Annotated in this window: 19 protein-coding genes and 1 tRNA gene; 17 read left to right on the forward strand and 3 right to left on the reverse strand. The window is 59.9% G+C overall.

The annotated features are described in order from the left end of the window. The 17 genes from Q0K00_RS06970 to Q0K00_RS07050 all read left to right on the forward strand — a co-directional run. The coding region (locus Q0K00_RS06970) for a hypothetical protein (protein WP_297228249.1) at positions 1-355 on the forward strand (355 nt) is incomplete at its 5' end. Between the two features lie 421 nt (positions 356-776). Beyond that, positions 777-3,689, forward strand: coding sequence for an amidohydrolase family protein (locus Q0K00_RS06975; protein ID WP_297228250.1), 2,913 nt, complete (start codon positions 777-779; stop codon positions 3,687-3,689). Between the two features lie 117 nt (positions 3,690-3,806). After that, on the forward strand, positions 3,807-5,078 hold the full coding sequence (locus tag Q0K00_RS06980) for a type II secretion system F family protein (protein WP_297228251.1): 1,272 nt from the start codon (positions 3,807-3,809) through the stop codon (positions 5,076-5,078). Continuing rightward, positions 5,079-5,963: a PDZ domain-containing protein gene (locus Q0K00_RS06985; protein WP_297228252.1), complete on the forward strand. Its 885-nt coding sequence runs from the start codon at positions 5,079-5,081 to the stop codon at positions 5,961-5,963. Between the two features lie 4 nt (positions 5,964-5,967). Continuing rightward, positions 5,968-7,920, forward strand: a complete 1,953-nt coding sequence (gspD, locus tag Q0K00_RS06990; RefSeq protein ID WP_297228253.1) for a type II secretion system secretin GspD — start codon at positions 5,968-5,970, stop codon at positions 7,918-7,920. Positions 7,921-7,929: 9 nt separating this feature from the next. Continuing rightward, positions 7,930-9,639: an ATPase, T2SS/T4P/T4SS family gene (locus tag Q0K00_RS06995; protein WP_297228254.1), complete on the forward strand. Its 1,710-nt coding sequence runs from the start codon at positions 7,930-7,932 to the stop codon at positions 9,637-9,639. Positions 9,640-9,656: 17 nt separating this feature from the next. Continuing rightward, positions 9,657-10,568, forward strand: a complete 912-nt coding sequence (gspN, locus tag Q0K00_RS07000; protein WP_297228255.1) for a type II secretion system protein GspN — start codon at positions 9,657-9,659, stop codon at positions 10,566-10,568. A 9-nt stretch (positions 10,569-10,577) separates the two neighbouring features. Beyond that, positions 10,578-12,119 (forward strand): GspL/Epsl periplasmic domain-containing protein, encoded by a 1,542-nt coding sequence (locus tag Q0K00_RS07005; protein ID WP_297228256.1) that lies wholly within the window; start codon positions 10,578-10,580, stop codon positions 12,117-12,119. Continuing rightward, complete coding sequence (locus tag Q0K00_RS07010) at positions 12,107-12,586, forward strand: hypothetical protein (RefSeq protein ID WP_297228257.1); 480 nt, start codon at positions 12,107-12,109, stop codon at positions 12,584-12,586. Before Q0K00_RS07005 ends, Q0K00_RS07010 begins: the two co-directional genes overlap by 13 nt. Beyond that, positions 12,552-12,950, forward strand: coding sequence for a prepilin-type N-terminal cleavage/methylation domain-containing protein (locus Q0K00_RS07015; protein ID WP_297228258.1), 399 nt, complete (start codon positions 12,552-12,554; stop codon positions 12,948-12,950). Before Q0K00_RS07010 ends, Q0K00_RS07015 begins: the two co-directional genes overlap by 35 nt. After that, positions 12,916-13,650, forward strand: a complete 735-nt coding sequence (locus Q0K00_RS07020) for a type II secretion system protein J (RefSeq protein ID WP_297228259.1) — start codon at positions 12,916-12,918, stop codon at positions 13,648-13,650. The genes Q0K00_RS07015 and Q0K00_RS07020 overlap by 35 nt, the downstream gene beginning before the upstream one ends. Next, entirely contained in the window at positions 13,592-14,680 is a 1,089-nt protein-coding gene (locus Q0K00_RS07025) for a type II secretion system protein GspK (protein WP_297228260.1), read from the forward strand. The genes Q0K00_RS07020 and Q0K00_RS07025 overlap by 59 nt, the downstream gene beginning before the upstream one ends. 175 nt (positions 14,681-14,855) lie before the next feature. Continuing rightward, positions 14,856-15,308, forward strand: coding sequence for a type II secretion system major pseudopilin GspG (gene gspG / locus Q0K00_RS07030; RefSeq protein WP_297228261.1), 453 nt, complete (start codon positions 14,856-14,858; stop codon positions 15,306-15,308). Then, positions 15,241-15,783, forward strand: a complete 543-nt coding sequence (locus Q0K00_RS07035; protein WP_297228262.1) for a prepilin-type N-terminal cleavage/methylation domain-containing protein — start codon at positions 15,241-15,243, stop codon at positions 15,781-15,783. Before gspG ends, Q0K00_RS07035 begins: the two co-directional genes overlap by 68 nt. Further along, the gene (locus Q0K00_RS07040; RefSeq protein WP_297228263.1) at positions 15,780-16,763 is read left to right on the forward strand and encodes a tetratricopeptide repeat protein; all 984 of its coding nucleotides are present in this window, start codon (positions 15,780-15,782) and stop codon (positions 16,761-16,763) included. Before Q0K00_RS07035 ends, Q0K00_RS07040 begins: the two co-directional genes overlap by 4 nt. 8 nt (positions 16,764-16,771) lie before the next feature. Beyond that, positions 16,772-17,194, forward strand: a complete 423-nt coding sequence (locus Q0K00_RS07045; RefSeq protein ID WP_297228264.1) for a CPBP family glutamic-type intramembrane protease — start codon at positions 16,772-16,774, stop codon at positions 17,192-17,194. A 114-nt stretch (positions 17,195-17,308) separates the two neighbouring features. Next, complete coding sequence (locus Q0K00_RS07050; protein ID WP_297228265.1) at positions 17,309-18,076, forward strand: A24 family peptidase; 768 nt, start codon at positions 17,309-17,311, stop codon at positions 18,074-18,076. A 437-nt stretch (positions 18,077-18,513) separates the two neighbouring features. Here Q0K00_RS07050 and Q0K00_RS07055 read toward each other — a convergent pair. The 3 genes from Q0K00_RS07055 to Q0K00_RS07065 all read right to left on the reverse strand — a co-directional run bounded on the left by Q0K00_RS07055 (position 18,514) and on the right by Q0K00_RS07065 (position 21,284). Beyond that, positions 18,514-18,589: transfer RNA gene (locus Q0K00_RS07055), tRNA-Lys, on the reverse strand. A 126-nt stretch (positions 18,590-18,715) separates the two neighbouring features. After that, entirely contained in the window at positions 18,716-20,500 is a 1,785-nt protein-coding gene (locus Q0K00_RS07060) for a methyltransferase domain-containing protein (protein WP_297228266.1), read from the reverse strand. Positions 20,501-20,651: 151 nt separating this feature from the next. Further along, entirely contained in the window at positions 20,652-21,284 is a 633-nt protein-coding gene (locus Q0K00_RS07065) for a hypothetical protein (RefSeq protein WP_297228267.1), read from the reverse strand. Positions 21,285-22,079: the final 795 nt, after the last annotated feature.

Consider the following 22,079-nt stretch of genomic DNA (forward strand, 5'->3'; position numbering starts at 1 on the left):
GGAAAAACCGCGTTTTTTCCGCGAAACGACAGGCCGTATGGTTTGGAACGCGAAGCGTTTCAAACTGAAAATGCTCTGGGACCAGGCTCACCAAGCTGCCGGTGACCGTTTTTTCCTCGCTGTATATCCGCCTCCGAAAGGCGCCGCCCCCGCAAACCGCAGATCCCTCACCGCACCCCCAAATCAAAGCGCGCATGTCCGGCAGATCAGGCGGAGTGTCCATGTGATATTTTATGAAATATTTTCAATTGATTATGAAAACAAGTGGAAACTCATGGACTTATCCGACACATGTCGAGATTGTGAAAATACGGAACAAGCTCGTCGTCGGCGGCATCACGATTTGTATGTATAAAACTATATTTTGACCGTCAAACGAAAAAACACAATCTATTTATCTAAAAAAAGACAGGACTCGTCAAAATTTCAATGAAGTGATGCGATTATCCCCAAAAAGAGACAAAATGTGATTTTTTCCGCAAAAGACATATTGCTATCATAATGTGTTTAAGCTACGGTTCAGGAAAAGCTCGCTGTGATGCTTCCACTGTGGAACGGAAAATGGTTACTCATGGAGCATACTGACGAGCCGCCTTCCTGTCTGTATCGCACGCATTTTTCCGCGATGCCGGAGGAAAGAGAGGAGGGCGTTCGGCAGCTTGACGAGGTCGTCGGGATGTTCCGCTGAAATATATGCAGGCAAAACCGCAAGGTTATGCATATACAGGCCTTATGTTTGAGGAAGTGAGTTGTTTCCAACACGTTAAGGAGGATTCATGATGAAGTCTGCCAAGCGCGTTACGACATTGACTCTGGCAAGCGCTGCCTTGCTGGGCCTGCTTGGGACTGGGTACGCGGGTGCGGCGACGTACGACACCGTGTACTATGGCGGCAAGATCTACACCATGACCGAGGACACGCAGGACGGCAAGAACATGAAGGCTCTGGATCCCTCCCAGGCCATCACTGTTGAAGCCGTCGGCGTCAAGGACGGCAAGATCACCTACGCCGGGCCTCAGTCGGGGATCAATCTCGATGACACGATCAACAAGGTCGACCTCAAGGGCAAGACCATGCTGCCCGGCTTTGTGGACGGTCACGGCCACTTCCCCGGTCAGGGCGCGCGTGACCTGTACCAGATTGACCTCGGCAGCCCGCCGCTCGGCACCATGACGAGCATCAAGGACTATCAGACCGCGCTCAAGGCTGCGTGCGAAAATCCCAATAGGGATCCCGCCGGCATCATCGGCGTGGGCTACGACGACACCCTCATCGAAGAAATGCGTCATCCCACGGCGACCGATATCGAACAGGTCTGCCCCGGTCAGCGCGTGCGCCTTTCCCATATCTCCGGTCATGTGGCAGTGGCCAGCTATGCCCTGCTGCAGGAAGGCGGCATGATCTCGGATTCCACCGGAACGCCTACAGACAAGGCCAATACCACTACCGGCGTCGAAGTGAAGAACGGGAAGGTCACCGGCGTTCTGTTTGAAACCGTCGCCATGGGCGCGGTCCCCACGCCGGCTCCCGCGCAGGACAAGCAGCTCGGCCTGGCCCGCGCCTCTGAAGTGTTCCTGTCCAAGGGCGTGACGCTGGCCGACGATGGCGCTACCGTCCTGGGCGATTACGGCGGCAACGACTCTCTTTACCAGACCGGACTGGCCAACGGGAACCTCAACCTCCGCGTGGCTATTCACCCCCTGTTCATGTCCGCCGGACAGTATGGCGCTGTGACCAAGATGAATCTTGCGGCCATGAAGTGGACAAGCCTGCCGTCTGCCCAGAGTCCGTCCGGTGCTGATTTCCTTGCCAGCGGTACCGCGCCCGCCTCGAACTCGCCGAAGACCGGCGCCGACGTCACGTCCTTCCAGTTCGGCAGCACGGTTCCCGCCGCCAACTTGGGCACCGACCGCATGTTCCTTGGCGCGTTCAAGATCCTCGGTGACGGTTCGCCGCAGGCTTACACTGCCTGGATGAAGGACCCCGGCTTCTATGATTGGGGCGAGTACACGGCCGATGACCGTTGCACGCTGCCGTTGCAGGGTACCAAGTACGATACCCTTGCGGCGCCTGGCCCCTACTTCAACGGCCTTAAGGGCACGTTCAACGTGTTTCCCGTGGATCTTCAGGGGCTGATCGAACTGGCGCATAAGCACGGTTACAGCACGGAAACCCACACCAACGGTTCCGCCTATGCCGAAGCCTGGATCGAAGCGCTGGAACTGGCCGTTTCCAAGTACCCCACGATCGAGGACACCCGCCACACCTCCATCCACGCGCAGACCTTTGAACGTGATATCGTGGAACGTCTGGTCGGCAGCTACGATACCGTCAATCCGAAGATGTCCAACCAGATGTTCGGCGCTTTCGGCAACAGCGTTGACGGCACCCCCGGCGATTATGACGCCTCGCAGGTCAACGGCATGGAAAAGAGCGTGCTGGCCGAACGTATGCGCGCCCAGAACCTCTTTGCCTCCTTCTTCATGACCCACACCTACTACTATGGCGAACGCCACCGGGATACCTTCTTCGGCCCCGGTCGCGCCTACAACATCAGCCCCGCCGGCTGGGCCACGGCCTTCGGTCTGAACTACAGCTTCCATAACGACAACACGATTACGCCCATCGAACCCCTACAGAGCGTGGAATCGGCCGTGACGCGCCTGTCGGCCAAGTCCCTTGTTTCCGACGGCGGACAGCCCATCTACTACACCGGTCCGCAGGCCAAGGACAACGTGGACGCCACGGATACCTTCCCGCAGCGCAAGATCGACGGTGTGGAACAGGACAATCGTGAATTCTACGTCTACGATCAGCGCATCAACGTGCTGCAGGCCCTGCACGCCGTGACCATCAACCCGGCGTACCAGAACAAGATCAGCGACCGTATCGGCTCCATCGCCACCGGCAAGTACGCGGACTTCGTCATCCTGGATGACGACCCCATCGCCGTCGCCGCCGCTGATCCCACCAAGCTGTCCGACATCCGCATCGCCTCCACCATCGTCAACGACGATCTGAAGTACGGCGTGCTGCCCGGCGCGACCACCTTTGCGTCCGACGTGAAGGCCGGCTATCTGCCCGGCGCCATCCAGCCCACCAATGTCGTCGCCACGGCAGTGGAAGGCGACGCCGCCGATCAGATGCACGCTCTTGACAAGGGGCAGGCTCGCCTTGCCGCCTTCAGCATCACGGCCGACGCTCCGGCTGCCGGCGATGTGGTGCTCTTCCAGATGAACATGCTGGGCAACGGCAAGACGGTGGGCGACATCCTGCTGTATGATGTCACCGACACCAGCAATGCCGTTCCCTTCGAGTTCGTGGGTTCCGCCGATACCGCCACGGCCGGCAAGTTCTGGATCGCGGACCAGAAGGCTCCCAAGACGCCTCTGCCCGCTGACCATACCCTGAGCATGGACGGCTCCTACATCGTGTACTTCACGCTGGCTGACGCGGATCAGGACGGCAAGATCAATGCCGCCGTCGATCTGGTGAGCGGCAGCGGCACCCAGCCCAACAACGATACCTCCGTGCTCGGCGCGTCCGGCAACGGCGGCGATGATGACTGGGGCGGCTGCACCGTGGGCACCAAGCCCGCGTACGATCTGACCATCCTGCTCGGTATGCTGGCCGGTCTCGTGGGCCTGCGCGGCCTGCGCCGTCGCTTCTTCGGCGGGTCCAGCAACTAGTAGCGACGTAGTGATCTAACGTTTACCTGCACCGGTCATTGCGGACCATCCGCGATGACCGGTGCAGCAGTGCTTGCCGCAGGCAGGAAAATCGGACCGAAAGACGGGGCGGAGACGATGGCCAATTTCACATATCGGGCGCTGGATCAGGAAGGGAAGATCCGCAAGGGAATGATAGATGCGCCCTCCCGCGCACAGGCCATCGCCAGGATCCATGACAAGAAATTGATGCCCATCGAAGTCACTGCTTCAGCCAATGGCGCGAGCGCCAGAGCAAGCAGGACCGATACCCAGGCGGCAACGACGACAGGGAAGCCTGTCCCTTTTTGGCAGCGCGGCATATCCTTCCGGCGTTCCGTGCCTCGAGCCGCCGTTGCCGGCATGGCGCGGCAGCTGGCTACGCTGCTGCGCGCCGGTCTGCCGTTGGATCAAGCCCTGTACGGGCTGTGCGGCGAAGGGGGGAAGTCCCCCATGACGGCCATCATCGGTGAATTGCGTGAGCAGATCCTTTCCGGTCATGAACTGGCCGATGGTCTTGCGGCTTTTCCCGGCGTCTTTTCATCCACTTTCGTGGCCATGGTGCGAGCGGGGGAGTCTTCCGGCACGCTCGAGCTGATCATGGAACGGCTTGCCTCCCATCTGGAGCGTCAGGTGGAGCTGCAGCGCAAGGTGCGCGCGGCGCTTGCCTACCCGGTCCTCATGCTCATCGTGGGGACGGCGGTCATCGTCTTTCTTCTGTATTTCGTCATCCCGCAAGTCACCAAGATCTTTGCCGACATGGGCAAGGAGCTTCCTGTCCCCACGCAGATCCTGCTGGGACTGAGCGATTTTTTGCGCTCGTCCTGGTGGGCGATCCTGCTGTTTGCGCTGCTTGTCGGGGTCGGCTTCTGGCGCGCCGGACGGACGGAGCGGGGCAAACGCTTCCTCCAGCGGGGCCTGCTGCGCTTCCCTCTCTTCAGCGGCATTTATGCGCCGCTCCTGCTGGGCAACATGTCGCGAACGCTGGGTATGCTCCTGAAAAACGGCGTATCGCTGCTCAAATCCCTGGTCATCGTCAAGTCGATCTCCGACAACGTGATCCTGCGCAACTCCATCGAGCGCATGATCGACGGCGTGCAGGCAGGACACGAGCTTTCCGGCTTCATGGACAACGAGTTGATCTATCCGCACATTGCCCGGCAAATGGTCACAGCGGGCGAGAAGAGCGGTCGCCTTGAGGATATGCTGCTCTGGATCGCTGACGACTGCGACAGTAGGGTAGCCGCTCGTCTGCACATGTTGACAGCCCTCCTTGAACCTATCATGATTCTGGTTCTGGGCAGCATAGTCGGTTTTGTCGTCATAGCCATTATCCTGCCGATTTTCGAAATGAGCACGCTTGCCGGTTAGATGATGAAAGCCAGCTATCTGCACAAGGCTGCCGCCATAACGCTTTGTATAGGCGTATCCTATTTTACGGCGAGGACCGCGGCGCACTTTTTTGCGCCGTCCGTCGCACCGTTTGCGCCGGTCGTCACGTCCGGCGCATCCGGGGCGAAGGGCGCCCGCCAGATCGCCGGTCAGGACATCGACGTCATCCTCAAACGGAACCTTCTCCACGCGCGCGTGAATCCTCCCGCCGCCATGTCGGGGATGATCGACAGCGAAGGCAATCCCATCTCACAAGCCCGGCAGGCCGCGCTGGCCGCCGCCGAAATGGAAAAGCTCCCCCTCAGCAAGCTGGGGGGGGATCTGCTGGGGACGGTCGTCGATACCTCCGGGCGTTTCCAGAGCCGGGCCATCATCGCTCTTGAAGGTACGCAGAAAGCCTATCCCATCGGCAGTGAATTGAAGGGATGGCGCATCATCTTCATCGACAGGCGCACCGTCGTTCTCGAGAAGGCAAGCCGCCGCGAAAAGATGCTGGTCGGCGGCAAACCTGTGGAGGGCGTGCCTTCCGGGATGCCCGGGGGGGCGGCCGTCAGCATGAACATCCGGCGCGGAGAGATAGAAGAGCAGATGAAAGACCTTCCGGGCCTGATGCAGCAGGTCGGCTTCACGCCGGGAGAGGTGGAAGGCACCTACGGTCTTTCCATCACCCGCATAGAGGCGGGCAGCTGGTTTGCCCGGCTCGGTCTGCAAAAAAACGATCTGCTCGTGCAGGCGAACGGACAGCCCATGACAAGCTTCGGTGATCTGGCCAGCTTCTCCAGCATCGCCCGACAAAATGAATTTCGCATCGAGGTGCTCCGCAACGGAAAGCCCCTCGTCATGGAATACAAGATAAGCGAGTAAGAACATGCCCACACTCCAGCAAAAAATCTCCCGGTCGCTGTGCTGCCTGCTTCTGCTGGCAAGTTTCTGCCTTTGCGGCACACCCGCCGTTTCCGCCGCCGAGGGCAGCATCTCGATGGATTTCGAAAACGTCGATATCCATACCTTCATCAAGTATATCAGCGAATCCACAGGCAAGAACTTCATCACTGATCCGTCCGTCAAGGGGAAGGTCACCGTCTACTCCCCCATCAAGATCAGCCCGGAAGAAGCCTTTGAGACCTTCGTATCCATCTTGCGCGTGCACGGCTATGCGGTGCAGCGCAGCGGCTCCAGCTGGAAGATCGTTCCCATGAAGGAAGGTCTGGGACAGGGGAGCGAAGCGACGGTCAACGAGCGGGGCACTGCGCCCGGAGATGCCGTCACCACCCATATCATCCAGCTCAAGGTCGGGGTGGCGTCCGAACTGGCCAAGGTGCTGCCGTCCCTGCTCGGCAAGGATTACGCCATCTCGTCTTACACGCCGTCCAATACGCTGGCGATCACCGCGCCCTCCAGCGGGATAGACAAGGCGCTGACGTTCATCGAACAGGTGGAGTCAAGCAAGTCCCGCGGGCAGACCATCACCATCCCGCTGCAGCATGGCGACTCCAAGACGCTGGCCGAGAACCTTTCTAAGATCCTCAAGGGCAAGGATGAAGAGGACGGCAAAAAAGGCCGCCTCTCCCTGAGTCTCGTGGTGGCCGACGAGCGTACCAACTCCCTCATGGTCTACGGTGATAACGAAACGCTGGCCATGGCCCGCTCCACGGTCGCCTCTCTCGATATCCCCACGCCCAAGGGCAAGGGCGACGTGCACATGGTCACGCTGGACAACGCCAAGGCCGTCGATCTGGCTCAGGTCATCAATACGCTCGTGGAACGTCAGCTTTCTTCCTCGACGGATAAGGAAAAGGCCGACATCGTGCTTTCCAAGGACATCAAGGTGGTGGCCGACCCCTCCACCAACAGTCTGGTCATCACGGCCCGTCCCGATGAGTTCGACGCGCTCAACAACATCATCAAGCGCCTTGACATCGTCCGCAAACAGGTCTTCATCGAAGCCCTGATCATGGAAGTGAACAGCGAACGCTCCATGAATTTCGGCGTCAGCTGGGCTGTCGGCGGCAACTACAACGACATCACCGGGCTCGGCGGCGTCAACTTGTCCGACAGCTCCATATCGCTCGGCTCCAACAAGATGGTCGGCCTGCCCACCGGCGTTTCGCTGGGCGCCATCTTCCGCGATGCCTTCAGCGTGGGCGGCACGTCCTACAATATCCAGTCCATCCTCAACGCGACCAAGGGGGATACGGACGTCGAAGTGCTCTCCACGCCGCAGCTGCTGACGCTGGATAACGAGGAGGCCTCCGTCGAAGTGGTGGACAACATCCCCTACACCAAGGAATCCACGACGCGTAACGACAACGACTTCACGACGCAGTCCATGGATTACAAGGACGTGGGCGTGAAGCTCAAGATCACTCCGCGGATCAGCGACAGCGGGGCGCTCCGGCTGGAAGTGGAGCAGGAGGTGAGCAGGGTGACGCAGGGGCTTGTCTCGCTGAGCAACGGCGATCAGATCGTGGCCCCCACCACGCGCAAGCGCACCATCAAGTCCACCATCCGCCTGCTGGACGGCCAAACCGCCGTCATCGGCGGCCTGCTGGACGACTCGCTGACCTACAACGAGCAGAAGGTCCCGCTTCTCGGAGACATCCCGCTCCTTGGCTGGATGTTCAAGAACAGGAGCAAGGAAGCGACCCGCACCAACCTCTACGTATTCATCACGCCGAAGGTCATCCGTTCCTTTGACGACTCCGCGGACCTGACCCACGACAAGCAGCTCTTCCTGCATGAAGCCGGCATCGACGGCTCCGGTCTGGGCCTTCCGGCCATGAGCCGTCCCAAACTGCTCAAGCCTGTCTGGGTCAACTAAGGGAAGACCATGTTGCTGGAACGGCTGCTGCAGGAAAATCCTCCGGACCCGGAGGCGCTGTCCGCCTGCATGGACAGGGCGGAAGGGGAAAACATCCCGCTCGAGCAGGCGCTTTTCGAGGCCGGGCACATCGAGGAAGAGCAGTTCCTCGCCATATGCGGCGAACGCTACGGCATGTCCGTCGCGCCGGATCTGGGCACGACCGTATGGAACGAGGACAGCCGCTGGCGCATCGATACGGATCTGATGCGGCGGCTCTCCTTCGTCTGGCTGAAAAAGCGTCAGGTCGTTCCTCTGCGGGATGCCGACGGCAGCATGGTCATCGCGGCCTCACGCCCTTCCGGCTGGCTCCATGCGCAGGAATTCGGCGTCCTGACCGGAGAACGTCCGCTTTTCTGCCTGCTTGCCCCGGAATCCGCCGTCGAGGGGATCATCAACCGCATATTCGGTGAGGGGGCGGAGGACGACGGGGATTCCGTCGCCCATACGCTGGACGGAGCGGAGATCGTCGAGGTCGAGGACGACGGCGTCGAGGACCTTCTGGAGGACGTCAGCGATCTGCCGTTCATCAAGACCGTCAACCTGATCCTTGCACAGGCCCTGCGGGCAGGGGCAAGCGACATCCATATCGAGCCGTTCCGCGACATTTCCCGCGTCCGTTTCCGCCTTGACGGCGTATTGTACGAACGGCACACCATCAACAAGGCCCACCATGCCGCGGTGGTTTCCCGCATCAAGGTCATGGCCAAGTTGAACATCGCTGAGAAGCGTCTGCCGCAGGATGGACGCATCGCCATCGTGCTGGGGGGACGGCAGGCCGGTCTGCGCGTCTCCACGCTGCCGACCTCGTTTGGCGAACGCGTGGTGCTGCGCGTGCTCGAAAAGAACGAGCGCATCCTTTCCCTTGGCGAACTGGGGCTGGCTGATGCGGATTTTTCGCTGGTGACGCGGCTCGTCTCCTCCATGCACGGGATCGTGCTGGTGACCGGCCCCACAGGCAGCGGCAAAACGACGACGCTCTATGCCGTGCTCCAGCAGATCGCCTCGCCGGACAAGAATATCCTGACCATCGAAGACCCTGTGGAATACGAGCTGGACGGCATCGGCCAGATGCAGGTCAACTCCCGCATCAACCTGACCTTTGCCGACGGCCTGCGCGCTCTCGTGCGGCAAGACCCGGACGTCATCCTCATCGGTGAGATCCGCGACGGCGAGACCGCTTCCATCGCCGTACAGTCCGCCCTGACAGGCCACCTCGTCTTCTCGACGTTGCACACCAATGACGCGCCCAGCGCCGTGGTTCGTCTCATCGACATGGGCGTGGAGCCTTTCCTGCTGTCTTCGGTACTGCGCGGCGTCATTGCTCAGCGTCTGATCCGCGTGCTTTGCCCTGAGTGCAAAAAGGCGGATACCCTGACGCCCGCCGAAATGGAGACCTTCCGCTCCGCCGGTTTCGCCGTGGACCGTCGCACGATCGTCCATCGGCCGGTGGGGTGTCCGGCCTGCATGAATACCGGCTACCGTGGCCGAATGGCCATTTACGAGATCATGCAGGTGAGCGACGCCATCAAGCGCCTCATCGTCGAGAGGGCGGATGCCGTCGCCGTTCGCGCGCAGGCGGAAAAAGAAGCCATGCGTTCCCTGCGCCATGATGGCCTTGGCAAGGTCATTGCGGGCATGTCCAGCATCGAGGAAGTCGAGAGAGTCGTTCGTATATGAAGGTTTTCGACGCTATCATGCAGGTAAAGGAGCTGCTGTCCTCCAGAGGCATCAGACTGGGATGGCGGCCGTCGATGCGGCATGTGCTGTATCTTGTGCTTTTCCTCGGCAGCTGGACGATCTTTTTTGCCTACAGTTACGGGTATCGCCTGCTCGAGGCGCAGCTCGCCACGGCGCTCAACAAGGGGACGGCGCTGGGCATCCAGGTGGATTCCCCGGTGCTCGAGGGACTGATCCCCACCTTTTCCGCGCGTGAGATCATTCTTGACACGGAGCCGGTACGTCTTTCCCTGACGCAGGTCAAAGCTGATCTGCATCTCTTCCCCCTGCATGTCACCGCCACCTGCCGCCTTGCCGGAGGTTCCGTCTCGCTGCGCCTGGAACCGGCATCCATGTCCACTCCCTTTCCCCTGCACGTACAGGGGGACTTGAAGAACGTCTCCCTGCCGGATATCGTGTCCGGCATACGCAGGGAGCTGCCGGTGGCCGTCAATGGCGGCAAGCTGGATCTTTCCCTGGATATTTCCGCGACGGGGATGCCCCGCAACGCCAACGCTCTGTCCGGCAAGGTCCGCCTCTCCCTTGCGGAGGGACGGCTGCGGCATGGTCTGCCTCTCCTTCGCATGGAAGAGCTCGCCAACGTGCGGGGAAGCCTGGAGCTGGCGCTCTCCGCAGGCAATGCCAACATAGAGAGCCTCCGTGTGGAGTCAGGCGACATCGCTCTTGAAGCCAGCGGCAAACTGCGCCTTGCCGGCAAGCCGAGCCAGACGGCTCTTGACCTCAGGGCCACGCTTGCGCTGCCCCCGGCACAGGTGGAACGCGAACTGCTGCCCAAGCGGACCCGCCAGCAGTTAGAGACGAACGGAAAGGTTCTTTTCCGCATCGGCGGCACGTTTGCTTCGCCGTCACCGAGTCTGATGGAGCAGTAGGAGCCAGCAGTGAATCGGCTTGTCCTTGTTCATGCGCAACACTCCCTTTCGGCAATAGTGTGCCGCACCGGCCTGCGCGTCTGTGACGTGCAACATACCGCGTCCGTCGTCTGGAACGGCAAGGGCGACACGCTTGCCGCGGGCCTGAACGAGCTCAAACAGCTGTGCGTCAGCGCCGGGCACGGTGGAGTATGGAGCGGCACGGTCTACGTCTGTCTTGATCCGGATACGGCGCTCTACCATGACAGAACCACGCCAAGCACGTCGGCTTCCGTCGTACGGAAATCCGTCGGCGTGATGCTGGAAGCGGATTTCCCCTGCGACGCCACGGAACTGCAACATCGGGTCACCATCGTCAGCCGCGAACGGGGAAAGGGATCGCGTTCCATTTCGACCAGCGTGCGGACCGACGTCCTCCAGATCTGGCATAGCGCTCTGGAACAGATCGGCATCATGGAATGCCGCATCACCACAGCGCCGTGGCCAATCCTGGCAGGTCTGCCTCCGTTGAAGGAGCAGGCGCTGCTCCTGTACATCAGGGAAGGGCGCTGTGTCGCCGTGGCGCTCGGCGGCCGGGGCGAGCCTCTGCGCATCTGCCCGCTGGGACTGCAGGCTCCGCTGCCGGCAGGCGAGGGGGCCTCCGGCGACGGCGTCCTCGATGCCGCCGCCCAGCCGACGGAGGCGCGGCGCAGCGACGAAGCCGCCATTGCCGCATCCATTCGGCGGGAATGCGCCCTGGTGTTCGGCGGGCTGGACTACCACCCCCGGCAACTCCTGCTGTATGGGGATGCGGTGGGCTCCGGCGGACTGGCGAACCGTCTCGGTGAGAGCTTCGATCTGCCGGCCGTCGTGCTGGGGCGCGATCTGCCGCTTGCCCGCCACCACGCGCGTCTTGGCGAGACGGACAGCAACCGGCTCCTGGCCATCTGCCTGCTGTCGTCCTCGCTGCGGCCTCTGACCACCCTCAGACCGCCTATCTTTTCCGCTCGTCTGCGGCAACGTCCCCTTTCCGGGATGCTTACGCGCTTCTGGCCGCTGGCCGCCGGGCTTGCCTGTCTTGTCGCCAGCTGGATGACATCCGTAGGCATCGAGGGATTCAGCAAGCTTGAACAGGCGGAACGCCTGCAGGCGAACATGCAGAGCGAGCTGCGCAAGGCCTTGCCTGACGCGCCCCGCAATGCCTCGTTCATGAAATTGCGGACGATCCTGCGCAGCCGCATGGCGGAACAGGGCCCGCGGTCCGCTTCCGACTCCGGCAGCACGGTGCTGGGCTTCCTGCAGCTGCTGCATAGCCAGGTCCCGCCGGATGCCAGGATACATATCGGCCGCCTCAGCTATGACGCCGGGATATTCCGCCTCGTCGGCACGGCCGCAAAATACGAAGAAGTGACCACCCTGCGGGAAGCCCTGCTGGGGAAGGACGGCATAGCGGACGTGCAGCTTGTCAATGCCGCGTACCGTGGCACATCCGGCAACGCCGCTTCCGGAGCTGGAAATGCGCCGCAGAACGGAAACGTCGATTTTGAGATGAGCGTGACATGGGACAGATAGATATCCGCAAGAACCTCCCCCTTGTCCTGGGCGGAGCGGCGGCCCTGCTCCTGCTGCTTGTCGTCCTCTGGCTGCAGAGCTGGTCGACGGAATGCGAGGCGACCCTGAAGCGGTCCCTGCAACAGTACGGGGAATTGCAGTCTCTCCTTTCAAACTACGCTGTGCAAAAGCGCGAATCATCGCGTACCTCGCGGAGCGAGTCCGAAAACCTGTTCAGACTGCTCAACGAAAAAGGAACGGAGCTCGGCATCGCCCGGCGCATCGAAGGGATGCGCCCCGTCTCCGGCAAGGATGCCGCCGTGGAGCTGCTTGATGTCCGCGTCCGCTCCCTGTATCTTTCGGAATGCGTAAAACTCATCGAATCGCTTGAGCAGACGGAACGTACCGCCATTGACAGCATAAACATGCAGGTGACGGACAAAGGACTCATCAATGTCGACATGCGCATCTCCAGAAAAAAGCAATAAGCCCCGCAAGGAACAAAAGGCGGCGGGCTTTACGCTTCTGGAAGTGCTGGTGGCGCTCTCCCTTCTGGCCATCGTCGCTCTTGCCGTCATCCGGGCATGTGGCGAAGGGCTCATCCAGGTAGGGGATTCCGGTTGGGCGGATACGGCTGTGCGTATCGGGCGCGCCAAGATGTATGAGGTCGTCCTGTCCGGCGGCAAGGGGAACCTGCAGGGAACGTTCGCTCCACAGCATCCGGAGATGCGGTGGCAGGCCCATGTCCATGATCTGCAGGATCTGCCCGGCAGAAGGATGGAATTTGTCATCACGGAAGGAGAAGGGAAGGCGCGACATGAAGTTGCCATGGAGCAGATCCTGTACCCCTGACTCGCCGTATGCTCCGTCGGGAGGTTTCACGCTTTTTGAGATGCTGATCGCCATGGCGCTGACAGCCGTCATCGGCGCCGTGCTGTTCCGCACATGGGACATGGTTGCCCTCAGCGGCAGGCAGGCGCAGCAGGCGGTCGCCGGACGCGAGCGGGACCGCATCGTTTTCGGCATCATCGACAACGACATAGCGGCCTTGCGTATCGCATCCAGCGGCGCCACCACGCTCCCCCCCCTGGGGAAAACCGCCATCCTCTCTTCGCAGGATTATTACAAGGAAACAGGAACGGAGATCCCGGAGCCGGAAGAGGGGGAGAGCATCCTCCTTTCCTTTGCCACGGGAGTTTCCGCGCTGCCGGAAGTCGTTTCCACCACGAACGACATGTTTTGCGTGGAATACAGGCTGCGTCCGTCCCCGGCCTCCGCCAGCAAGAAGATGATCGTGCGGCGGGAGAGGGCGTTCTGCGGGATCTCCGGGGACTTCCCCTGGCGGGAGATCGTGCTGTTCCCCGCGTTGGCCACCGCCCGCTTCGATCTTGTGCTGCCCGGCGGGCAGCTGGCGACGGAATGGGCCGACGACGGATCAGACAGCGCGGACGCCATCGGATTGCGACTTGCCTACAAGATGACCGAAACGGCCGATGAAGAATATTTTTATTCCTACATCATGGCAAGGAGAACGGAAATTGGCTGGGAATAAAAAGAGGAAACGGCAACGCGGCGTTGTCCTTATCCTCGTCCTGTTCATCATATCGGGACTATCCCTTGTCAGCATCGAATTGAACAAAACCGTTCTGCTCGATCACATTTTTTCCCTGACGAGCCGCTCCATCCTGGTTTCAAAGCCTCTTTTGAACACATGCGAGACATTGGCGGCCCTGTTTCTCATCAGAAAGGAACAAACGACGGAAGAAAGCGAGTATATCGCCAACTTTGCCTACACCCAGAAAGAGTTTTCGCAGTTTGTCGACATCTATAATGAACAGTTGAAAAGCGGCACCATACGCATCAAGCTGGAAGACGAAAATGCGCGCTTCCCCATCAAGGCCATGTTTGCGGAAGATTCGGCGGGAGCGCAGAAAGCGGAGATCTACCAGCAGATGTTTGAGCGCATCCTCGTAGCCCTGCTGATACAGCACGGCTATGAAGGAGGCATCGATGCCGCCAAGCTCTGCGCGCGGGAATTCCTTGAAAGCCTTCTGTGCTGGGGAGGAGAGACTTCGTTGTCGTCGGAAGCGCGCGCATGGTATCTGGAACATGATCCGCCGTACCTGCCACCCTTTCGACCGCCGGAGAACATGGCCGAGCTGCTCCTCCTGTACTGGCCGAGCGTGGACAGCGAGCTTGCAAAACGGGTCATATCGGGAACGGAAGACATCCCGGGCTTGACGGACTGCTGTACATTGTGGTCAACAGGGCCACTGAACATCAATACAGTCCACCCGGCTGTCATCTACGGATTCGTCGACAACGACGCCGTTGCCTCCGCTTTCGTGGAGACCTTCATGCGGATGCGGGCAAATCAGGAAGAGAGATTGGCGCCCGGATGGTACAGGGCCGTTTTTGAATCCTACGGCATCGCACTGCCCTCCACGCTGGTCATGAGCGAACAGAGCCGCTGGTATCGCGTGACGAGCGAAGCCGGCATAGGCGTCAGGCGATTGCGCAGCGTTTCCGTCGGCTGGATCACAAAATCGTATATGCAATGGGTCGTCCGCTTTTTGTATTGAGGTCTGCCGCATGGCAGGCCGCGGACGCAACGAGCGCTTCACGCGGGAAACGCAGGGCACAGCATGACGGCACGGACGGGATGGGCATGGACCACAGATGATCTCCGCACTTCCGTATGAGAGGACCGCATACGGAGATGTCGAACACCGGAAATAGCGAACAAAGGAGAAAGAGATGCAACGCACCGCAAAGCTTCGCAAACAAGACGGTTTCACTCTTCTTGAACTGATGATCGTCATCGTCATCCTGGGCATCCTGGGAGCTGTCGTAGCGCCGCGCTTCATGGACGAACCCGATAAGGCGCGTGTCGTCCAGGCAAAGATGCAGATCGAGAACCTGTCCACGGCGGTGAAGAAGTTTTATCTGGACAATGCGTTCTATCCTTCCACGGAGCAGGGCCTTGAGGCGCTGGTCACCAAGCCGAGCACGGGACGCTCTCCGCGCAACTATCCGCCCAACGGCTATATGTCGAAGATCCCGCAGGACCCCTGGGGGAATGATTACATCTATGTGTCGCCCGGCAAAAAGACGCCGTTTGAGATCATGAGCCTTGGCGCCGATGGCGTCGAGGGCGGAGACGGCTTCAACGCCGACATCTGGAACGATGATGTTCCTGAAGACAGATAGCGACAGATCGGACGGAGAGGGCGGCTTTACGCTGCTTGAACTGCTTATCGTCCTGCTCATCATAGGGGCGACGCTGGCATTGAGCATCGGCACATGGGGCGGCCACGACAGCCTGCTGGAAAGTGAAAGCAAACGCTTGCTGTACATCATCCGGCGGGCAAAGGGAGAAGCCATGCTGACGGGGCGGGATGTCAGGCTTGAACTGAAAGGGAACGAGCTGTTCCGGATCGAAAACGATCGGGAAAAGCGGATCGCCGCCTTCCCATCCGATGTCAGCATCGTCCGCGAAGCCGAGGGCGCCCCGGCTGCGCAGGGCGGATATATCCTCTTTGCCGGGACGGGCGTTGCCTCGGAATGCCTGTTGCGGCTCTATGCGGCGCATGAGGCGGCGACCATCCATATTCCCGCTGTGGGAAGCATCGCGCTTGAAAAAGGCGAGTACAGCCTGAAGGACTTTGTAAGGGGAGAACAATGAAGGATCGCTTTTCCTGTACCGGCATGGCGCGCGGCATCTGCCGGTTTGGCTTGCTGGCAGTCATGGTGCTGGCGACGGCATGTGTCAAACGGACCGCCCCGACCCAGATGCAGACGGAGGACACGGTGACGCAGGCCATGAGCGCCTATGCCCGGGGAGACTGCCGGGAAAGCATTCGGCTTTTCTCCTCCGTCCTGGAAAACCAGACGCATCCCGTGGCGCTGAACGGTCTGGGGATGGCGCAACTCCTCTGCAAGCAGCCGCAGCAGGCCATCGACAGCTTCAAGAAGGCCGTCTCCCTCTCGCCCACCTCCGCGGCATTGCATACCAATCTGGGCTCCGCCTACTTTGCCGCCAAGGATTACAAGCGCGCCGGCAATGAATTCGAGATCGCCCTGCGCTCTGACCCCGCCAACCCGGAGGCGCTGGTGGGCAAGGCCGGCGTCCTTCTGGAACAGGGCAAGCCCGATGAGGCGCTCAAGTTCCTTCGGATGGTGGACGACAAGGATAAGAGCGCGCCGGAAGTCCTCTTCAACCGGGCCCTCATCCTGTACAAGCTGAGTCTTTACAGCGACGCCGAACGGGTCATGTCCGACTACCTCGCCAAAGTGCCGGATGATGCTGAAGCGTATAACGCCTACGGGATCATCCTGCTCAAGCTGGACAAGAACCAAAACGCGCGCGCCGCGCTGGACAAGGCCATCCAGCTCAAGCCGGAAGATGCCGTCTACTACTATAACCGGGGCAATGTCTATCGGGCCGCGCGAAAGTTTCGGGAGGCCGTCGAGGACTACAGCCGGGCGATCGCCTATCAGCCTGACTTTGCCGAAGCTTTCGTGAACAGAGGGGACATGCGCTTTCTGCTGAAAGATACCAAGCAGGGCTGCGCCGATCTGGAACGGGCCTGCAAACTCGGCCTCTGTGACCGGCTGGAAAGCTATCAGGAACTCGGACGCTGCGCCACCGGCGTCTGGAAATAGACGGAAAGATGTCGTCACTCGGTAGTGAGCTCCTCGCCGCATTCCGCCTCCAGCCGTTCTGGCTGGGGCTGCGGGACCGCTGGTTTTGGCTGTGCTGCGCGTGCGGGATCTGCGGCCTCTTTTTTGACTACCGGCCCGGCATCAGTCCGTTCTTTTTCTTTGCGGCGCCGCTGCTTGAGGAAGTGACGTGGCGCGTCCTCTGCCAGGCGGAGCTGGAAAAACTCCTGCCGGGAAAGTTCCTGCTGTTCAGCCGGGCAAACGTCATCACGTCATGTCTGTTCGCCCTGACCCATGTGATCTTTGCCCCGCATGTCGTTTCGCTGCTGACGTTTTTTCCGTCTCTCTGCATCGGCTTCCTCTGGACGCGCTTCCGCTCCGCCTTGCTCTGCACGTTGTTGCATATCTATTATAACGCCATCCTGTTATGGTGATACGCCTTCGGGTTCCAAGCCCGGCTTCCGCCGCACGCTGTGCACGCGGCAAGCCGGGCTTTTGCCCAGCAACGACATGATCAGCCGTTCACGCGGCCTTTCCGGGGTGCTGCCATGATAATGGCGTTTTTCTTCCTTCTGGGCGGCTGTCTGGCCAGCTTTTCGCTCTGGCTCGCGCAGACCTACGTCAACGGCACATCGTACTTTCGGGCTCGTTCACATTGCCCGCAGTGCGGAAAAGCCCTTTGCGCGTATGATATGATCCCTGTTTTCAGTTATCTTGCGCTGAAAGGGAAGTGTCGCCACTGTCAAAAGCCCATCCCGCTGCTGTACCTCGCGACAGAAGTCCTGTGCGGCCTGTTTGCAACGGCGATATATTCCTCTTTCGGCCTGCACGCTCAGACATTCCTTCTTCTTGCGCTCTTGTTCCTTCTTTTTACGGTCTCTCTTGTCGATTATTACATCACCATACTTCCAGACTGTATGCTCCTGCCGGCCTTTCTGGTGTTCCCGCCGCTTTTCATCGCCTGCGGACTCATCACGACCAGCGAAGCCCTGACAGGCTTTCTAGTCGCTCTCGGCAGCAGCGCGGGTCTGCGTGCGGCATTTTATCTGTTACGCAAGAAAGAAGGACTGGGGATGGGCGACGTCAAACTGTTTGCCCTTGCGGGAGCGCTCTGCGGCTGGCAGTTGTTGCCTTTGCTCTTTTTTTTGTCGGCAAGCCTCGCGCTGCTGGTCGTGGCGGGGCTGCATGTCACCGGCAAGGTGGACAGTCGTGCGCTCTGGCGCTACCGGATCCCGTTCGGGCCTTTTATTGCCGCAAGCACGCTGGGCGTCATCCTGCTTCGCCAGATAGGGGCGTATGCCCTGTTCCTTTTTTGAATCGGACGCGTCTCCGCCACCTCTGCAACCAGTTCTCCCCAAAATGAACCTTGCGGGAAGCGCTCATAGAGCAATTTCGGTTTGAAACGCGTTGCGTTTCACACCATACGGCCTGTCGTTTCGTGGAAAAAATGGAATTTTCCCGCTTAGAGCAATTCCACATTGAAAATGTGGATTGCTCTGGTAGTCGCGAGAGCGACTACCCGCAACCGAACACACGGAAAAACCACGCTTTTTCCGTAGTGTGAGGGCAGCGTCAGCATGGAAATTGGACACGATTTCAATGCGAATCCGCTCTAGTCTGGCCTTGGGCCGGATGGTTTTCGTCGCCGCGCCGCCGCAGTGAGGTCATCGCTCCGAAGACCCATCGATCGCGCATGATCTTCATGAGATACGAAAAAAGCCCTTACGGAAACTCCATAAGGGCTTGTTTTCTCTGGTGGGCCATCAGGGACTCGAACCCCGAACCAACTGATTAAGAGTCAGCTGCTCTACCAATTGAGCTAATGACCCGCTTCACAAGAAAGATATGTACACTTGCTCTCTCAAAAGGTCAAGCATTTTTTTCGACCTGTCCACAAAAAATCTTGCCGTGCGCTTTTCCCGCCTGCGGGAACGCGGCCCGGCCCCCAAAGCGAATCATTCCCGCTCCAGGCCTGGCAGATGGGCCGCATCCGTCAGTTCCCTGCCCGGACGCTGCGGCAGGGGAGCGAACAACGCGCGCCAGGCCTCCACGGCGACCTTGCCGGAGGCTACCGCCTGCCATTTTTTCAGGGCATTGGTCAGCAGGAGCCGACGTTTGCGGTAATCCCTGATCAAGCGTGAAAGATTTGTGCACCAGGCGTCCGGCGTATTGTCGAGCAATATGCCGTTGACGTTGTTGTCGATATAGTGGGCATAGGGATTGAGGTTCGAGGCCACCGTCACGATGCCGCAGGCGGTATAGTGCCAGAATTTTATGGGGGACTTGCAGGAAGAGAACAACGAATCATCCAGCGGGAGCAGTCCGATGCCGTTGCCTATGCCGGAAAGCAGCTGAGAGAAGGTCTCTTCATTGCACATGTCGTAGCAGCGTATGCGCTCCGAAGGGATCTTGAACTTGTACGCGACATTGCCGATAACGACGCATTGCAGAGTATCGAACATTTTCAGCAGTGTATAAATGGACGGCACGATGCCATCCACCAATGTCGCATCGCTGGAGGCAAGCACAAGGGTGCACGAGCTGCTGTAGTGGCGTTTTTCCGGTACGGGTAGGGGCGCCGCGGATATGATCACATTGGGGATGACCTGCACGGCATCGGTATGGTGCTCAAGTTCTTTCTTCAGTATGGGCGTGGTGCACGTTACCCTGTCGGCCAGCGCCAGCGTGCTTTTCATGAGCGCGCGTTCGGCGGGCGGTATGGTGTGCAGGCTCCACTCGGGTAGATGCAGCAGCAGATCGTCCGTATCGTAGATGACGGGAATTTCCCGCCGCCGTGCCGCCTTCAGAAATTCAAATTCCAGGATGTTGATCTCCCGGTGGGCAATGACGACATCCGCCCAGTCCAGCAGAGACAAGTTGCAGGCAGCGGAATGGATGACGGAAAGTTTGCCGGGATGCGCGGCAAGAAACTCTCCCAGCGGTCTGGTCAGCCGCAGGCGCGTCAGCACGCTGTCGGGCTTGGGAGAAAGGACAAGGATGTGCTGCGGCGTTGCCGTCTGGTAGGTCGTTTGGCGATAGGCCTCTCGTGACGCCATGACGACATGCTGGAAGGTGTGATCCTGTGGATTCAGCTCCTGTTTGAGGGACTGTTCCCCCCAGGCGGCAAGAGAAGGGTAGACGCTGAATTCCGACAGCAGGACATTATAGCGTTTGGCGATGCCGAACCCGGCGTCCAGAAAGAGATCCCGCAGCGTGCGCCAGGAAAAGAAACGGAGATGCGTCGCATCCAGGATGCCGTATTTCTGATAATCCCACATACCGTCCGCCAGCATGGACCGAACCCCGATGTGGGTGACGTTCGGCACGGACGCCAGGATGACGCCGTCATCCTTCAAAAATCCGCCGAGGGAAACAAGCATGGCTTTCGGGTCGACCAGATGCTCAAGCACATCGCCAAGGATGACCGCATCAAAGGAGCCGTGCAGATCTTCCGGAGCCGTCGCGCAAAAATCCTCCACAGTACCGGCAAAGAAATCGTCCACTCTGCCGCGCCGGAGCGCCTCGTCGGAATACGGCTCCACGCCGTAGACGTACACGCCGTTGTCCCGCAGGGCGGCACTGAAGTAGCCGTTGCTGCACCCGATCTCCAGCACGCGCGGATGGAGGATCTCCTTACGGGAGCAATGTTCCCGAAGAAAAAGAAAGGTCTGGGTATGGGAATTGTTCTTGATGGCAAAATTTATCTTGCCGTAATAATCTTTATACGCCTGAGAAAGCATACCGTGTCCTTGTCTGCGCATTCATCGGGCCGCCTGTCCGCAAGAGAGCGGGCAAACATGACGCGGCGGCCACAGGAGGCTTGGCGTCAGCTCCCGATGTCTCCCCATGTTTCCCGCAAGGAGGCGGCCGCCACCCCGTCGTCCGGCCCGTTCATTCCCCGCCGCTGACCGTCACCTTGCCGTCGCGATCTTCCGCCACCTCGAAATGGAGCCTGCCGGATGTCTGACTGGCCAGCGCCTGCTGCAGCGCCGGAATGCCCATACTGATCAGCTTGCGGAAATCGTCGACAGCGCCGCTGACCGTCATCTCCGTTCGCCATATCTGGCGTCCCGGCTGCCCATTCGCAAGACGTCGGGCAGACAGGGTGAGCTGCGCGTGGTAGCGGGTATGTTCCGTCCATTCCGTCCTTTCCACACGCACGGTAAAGGCCCTGCCGTGATAAAAGACCGTCTGATAATCGGGGTAGGTCCATCTCCGCAGGACGGTCGTCGGTTCGCCCATGCCATAGCGCAGGGAGATCTCCTGCGCGGCCTCCTCCCGCGAGGCGGCCACAGGCATATCCCGTGCGGCCAGCGCCGGTCCCACAAGGGCACAGACCTCGCGAAAGAGCAGATCGTCCCCGGCAACTTCCTGCGCCGGATCTGGCACAAGAAAACAACTCCCGGCGATCTCTCCTTCACTCAGGGAATCGATCGCCACATCATAGGTGGTGGCGCACGCACTGAGCAACAGACAGAGCAGCACGCCCGCCATGCGCAGACACAAGACCGACACGAACTCCATGCCTGTTTTTAGCCTGAATGGATTTGCGGCACAAGCCGTCGTACACCATCATCCCAACAAAAACGCCGTGGATGCCGTCTCAGCTTTTCGGGCTGCGGACGGCACACACGGCGTACGGGATGCTGTCACGGCACTGCGCACGAGCGTTTTTGCCACGGCCTCTGCGGTCCCGGCGGAGGCCAGAAGTCAGGACAGAGCCGTTTTCGGGCGTTTTGTCCTTGAAAAAGGCAGAACGCGAGGCGGCGGCACAGCGCCGTCCAGCCAAATCACGCGAAATGACCGCGCTTTTTCCGCGAAACGACAGGCCGTATGGTTTGAAACGCTTCGCGTATCAAACTGAAAAAGCTCTAGGGTCTGTTACACTAATTTTACAAATAATTTCAATATATAAGGCTATCACCATACGCGCTCAGCTTGCAATAGAGGCGGGGTTGCCTCGTGTCCCTGACTCTTCCCCCGGTAAAAGCGCGCTGGGGAAGGGAGGGGGCTTGGGGGGAAGGGGAACACCTCCCGCGCCGGCGGCGACCGAAAGGCGGCCCACAGGGCCGTGCCCGTTAGGCGACGCAGGAGCCTTACGGGCATCGACAGCAGAGCGAGGGGGCCCCCTTCCCCCAAACAGACAGCGAATAGTGTTAACAGGCCCTAGATGTTGTGTTCCGATAGGTTGTTCACCCTTTCCTCATTCGGTAAGTTGGAAGTTAGCAGACAAACCAACAAGCGAGCGAGGAAAAGGGGGAACAGCCATAAGAATGCCAAACTTACGCCCAGAGGTCGAGAGGAAATGGTTCGGCGGAT

This window comes from uncultured Desulfovibrio sp. (assembly GCF_944327235.1).
GTDB lineage: Bacteria > Desulfobacterota > Desulfovibrionia > Desulfovibrionales > Desulfovibrionaceae > Desulfovibrio.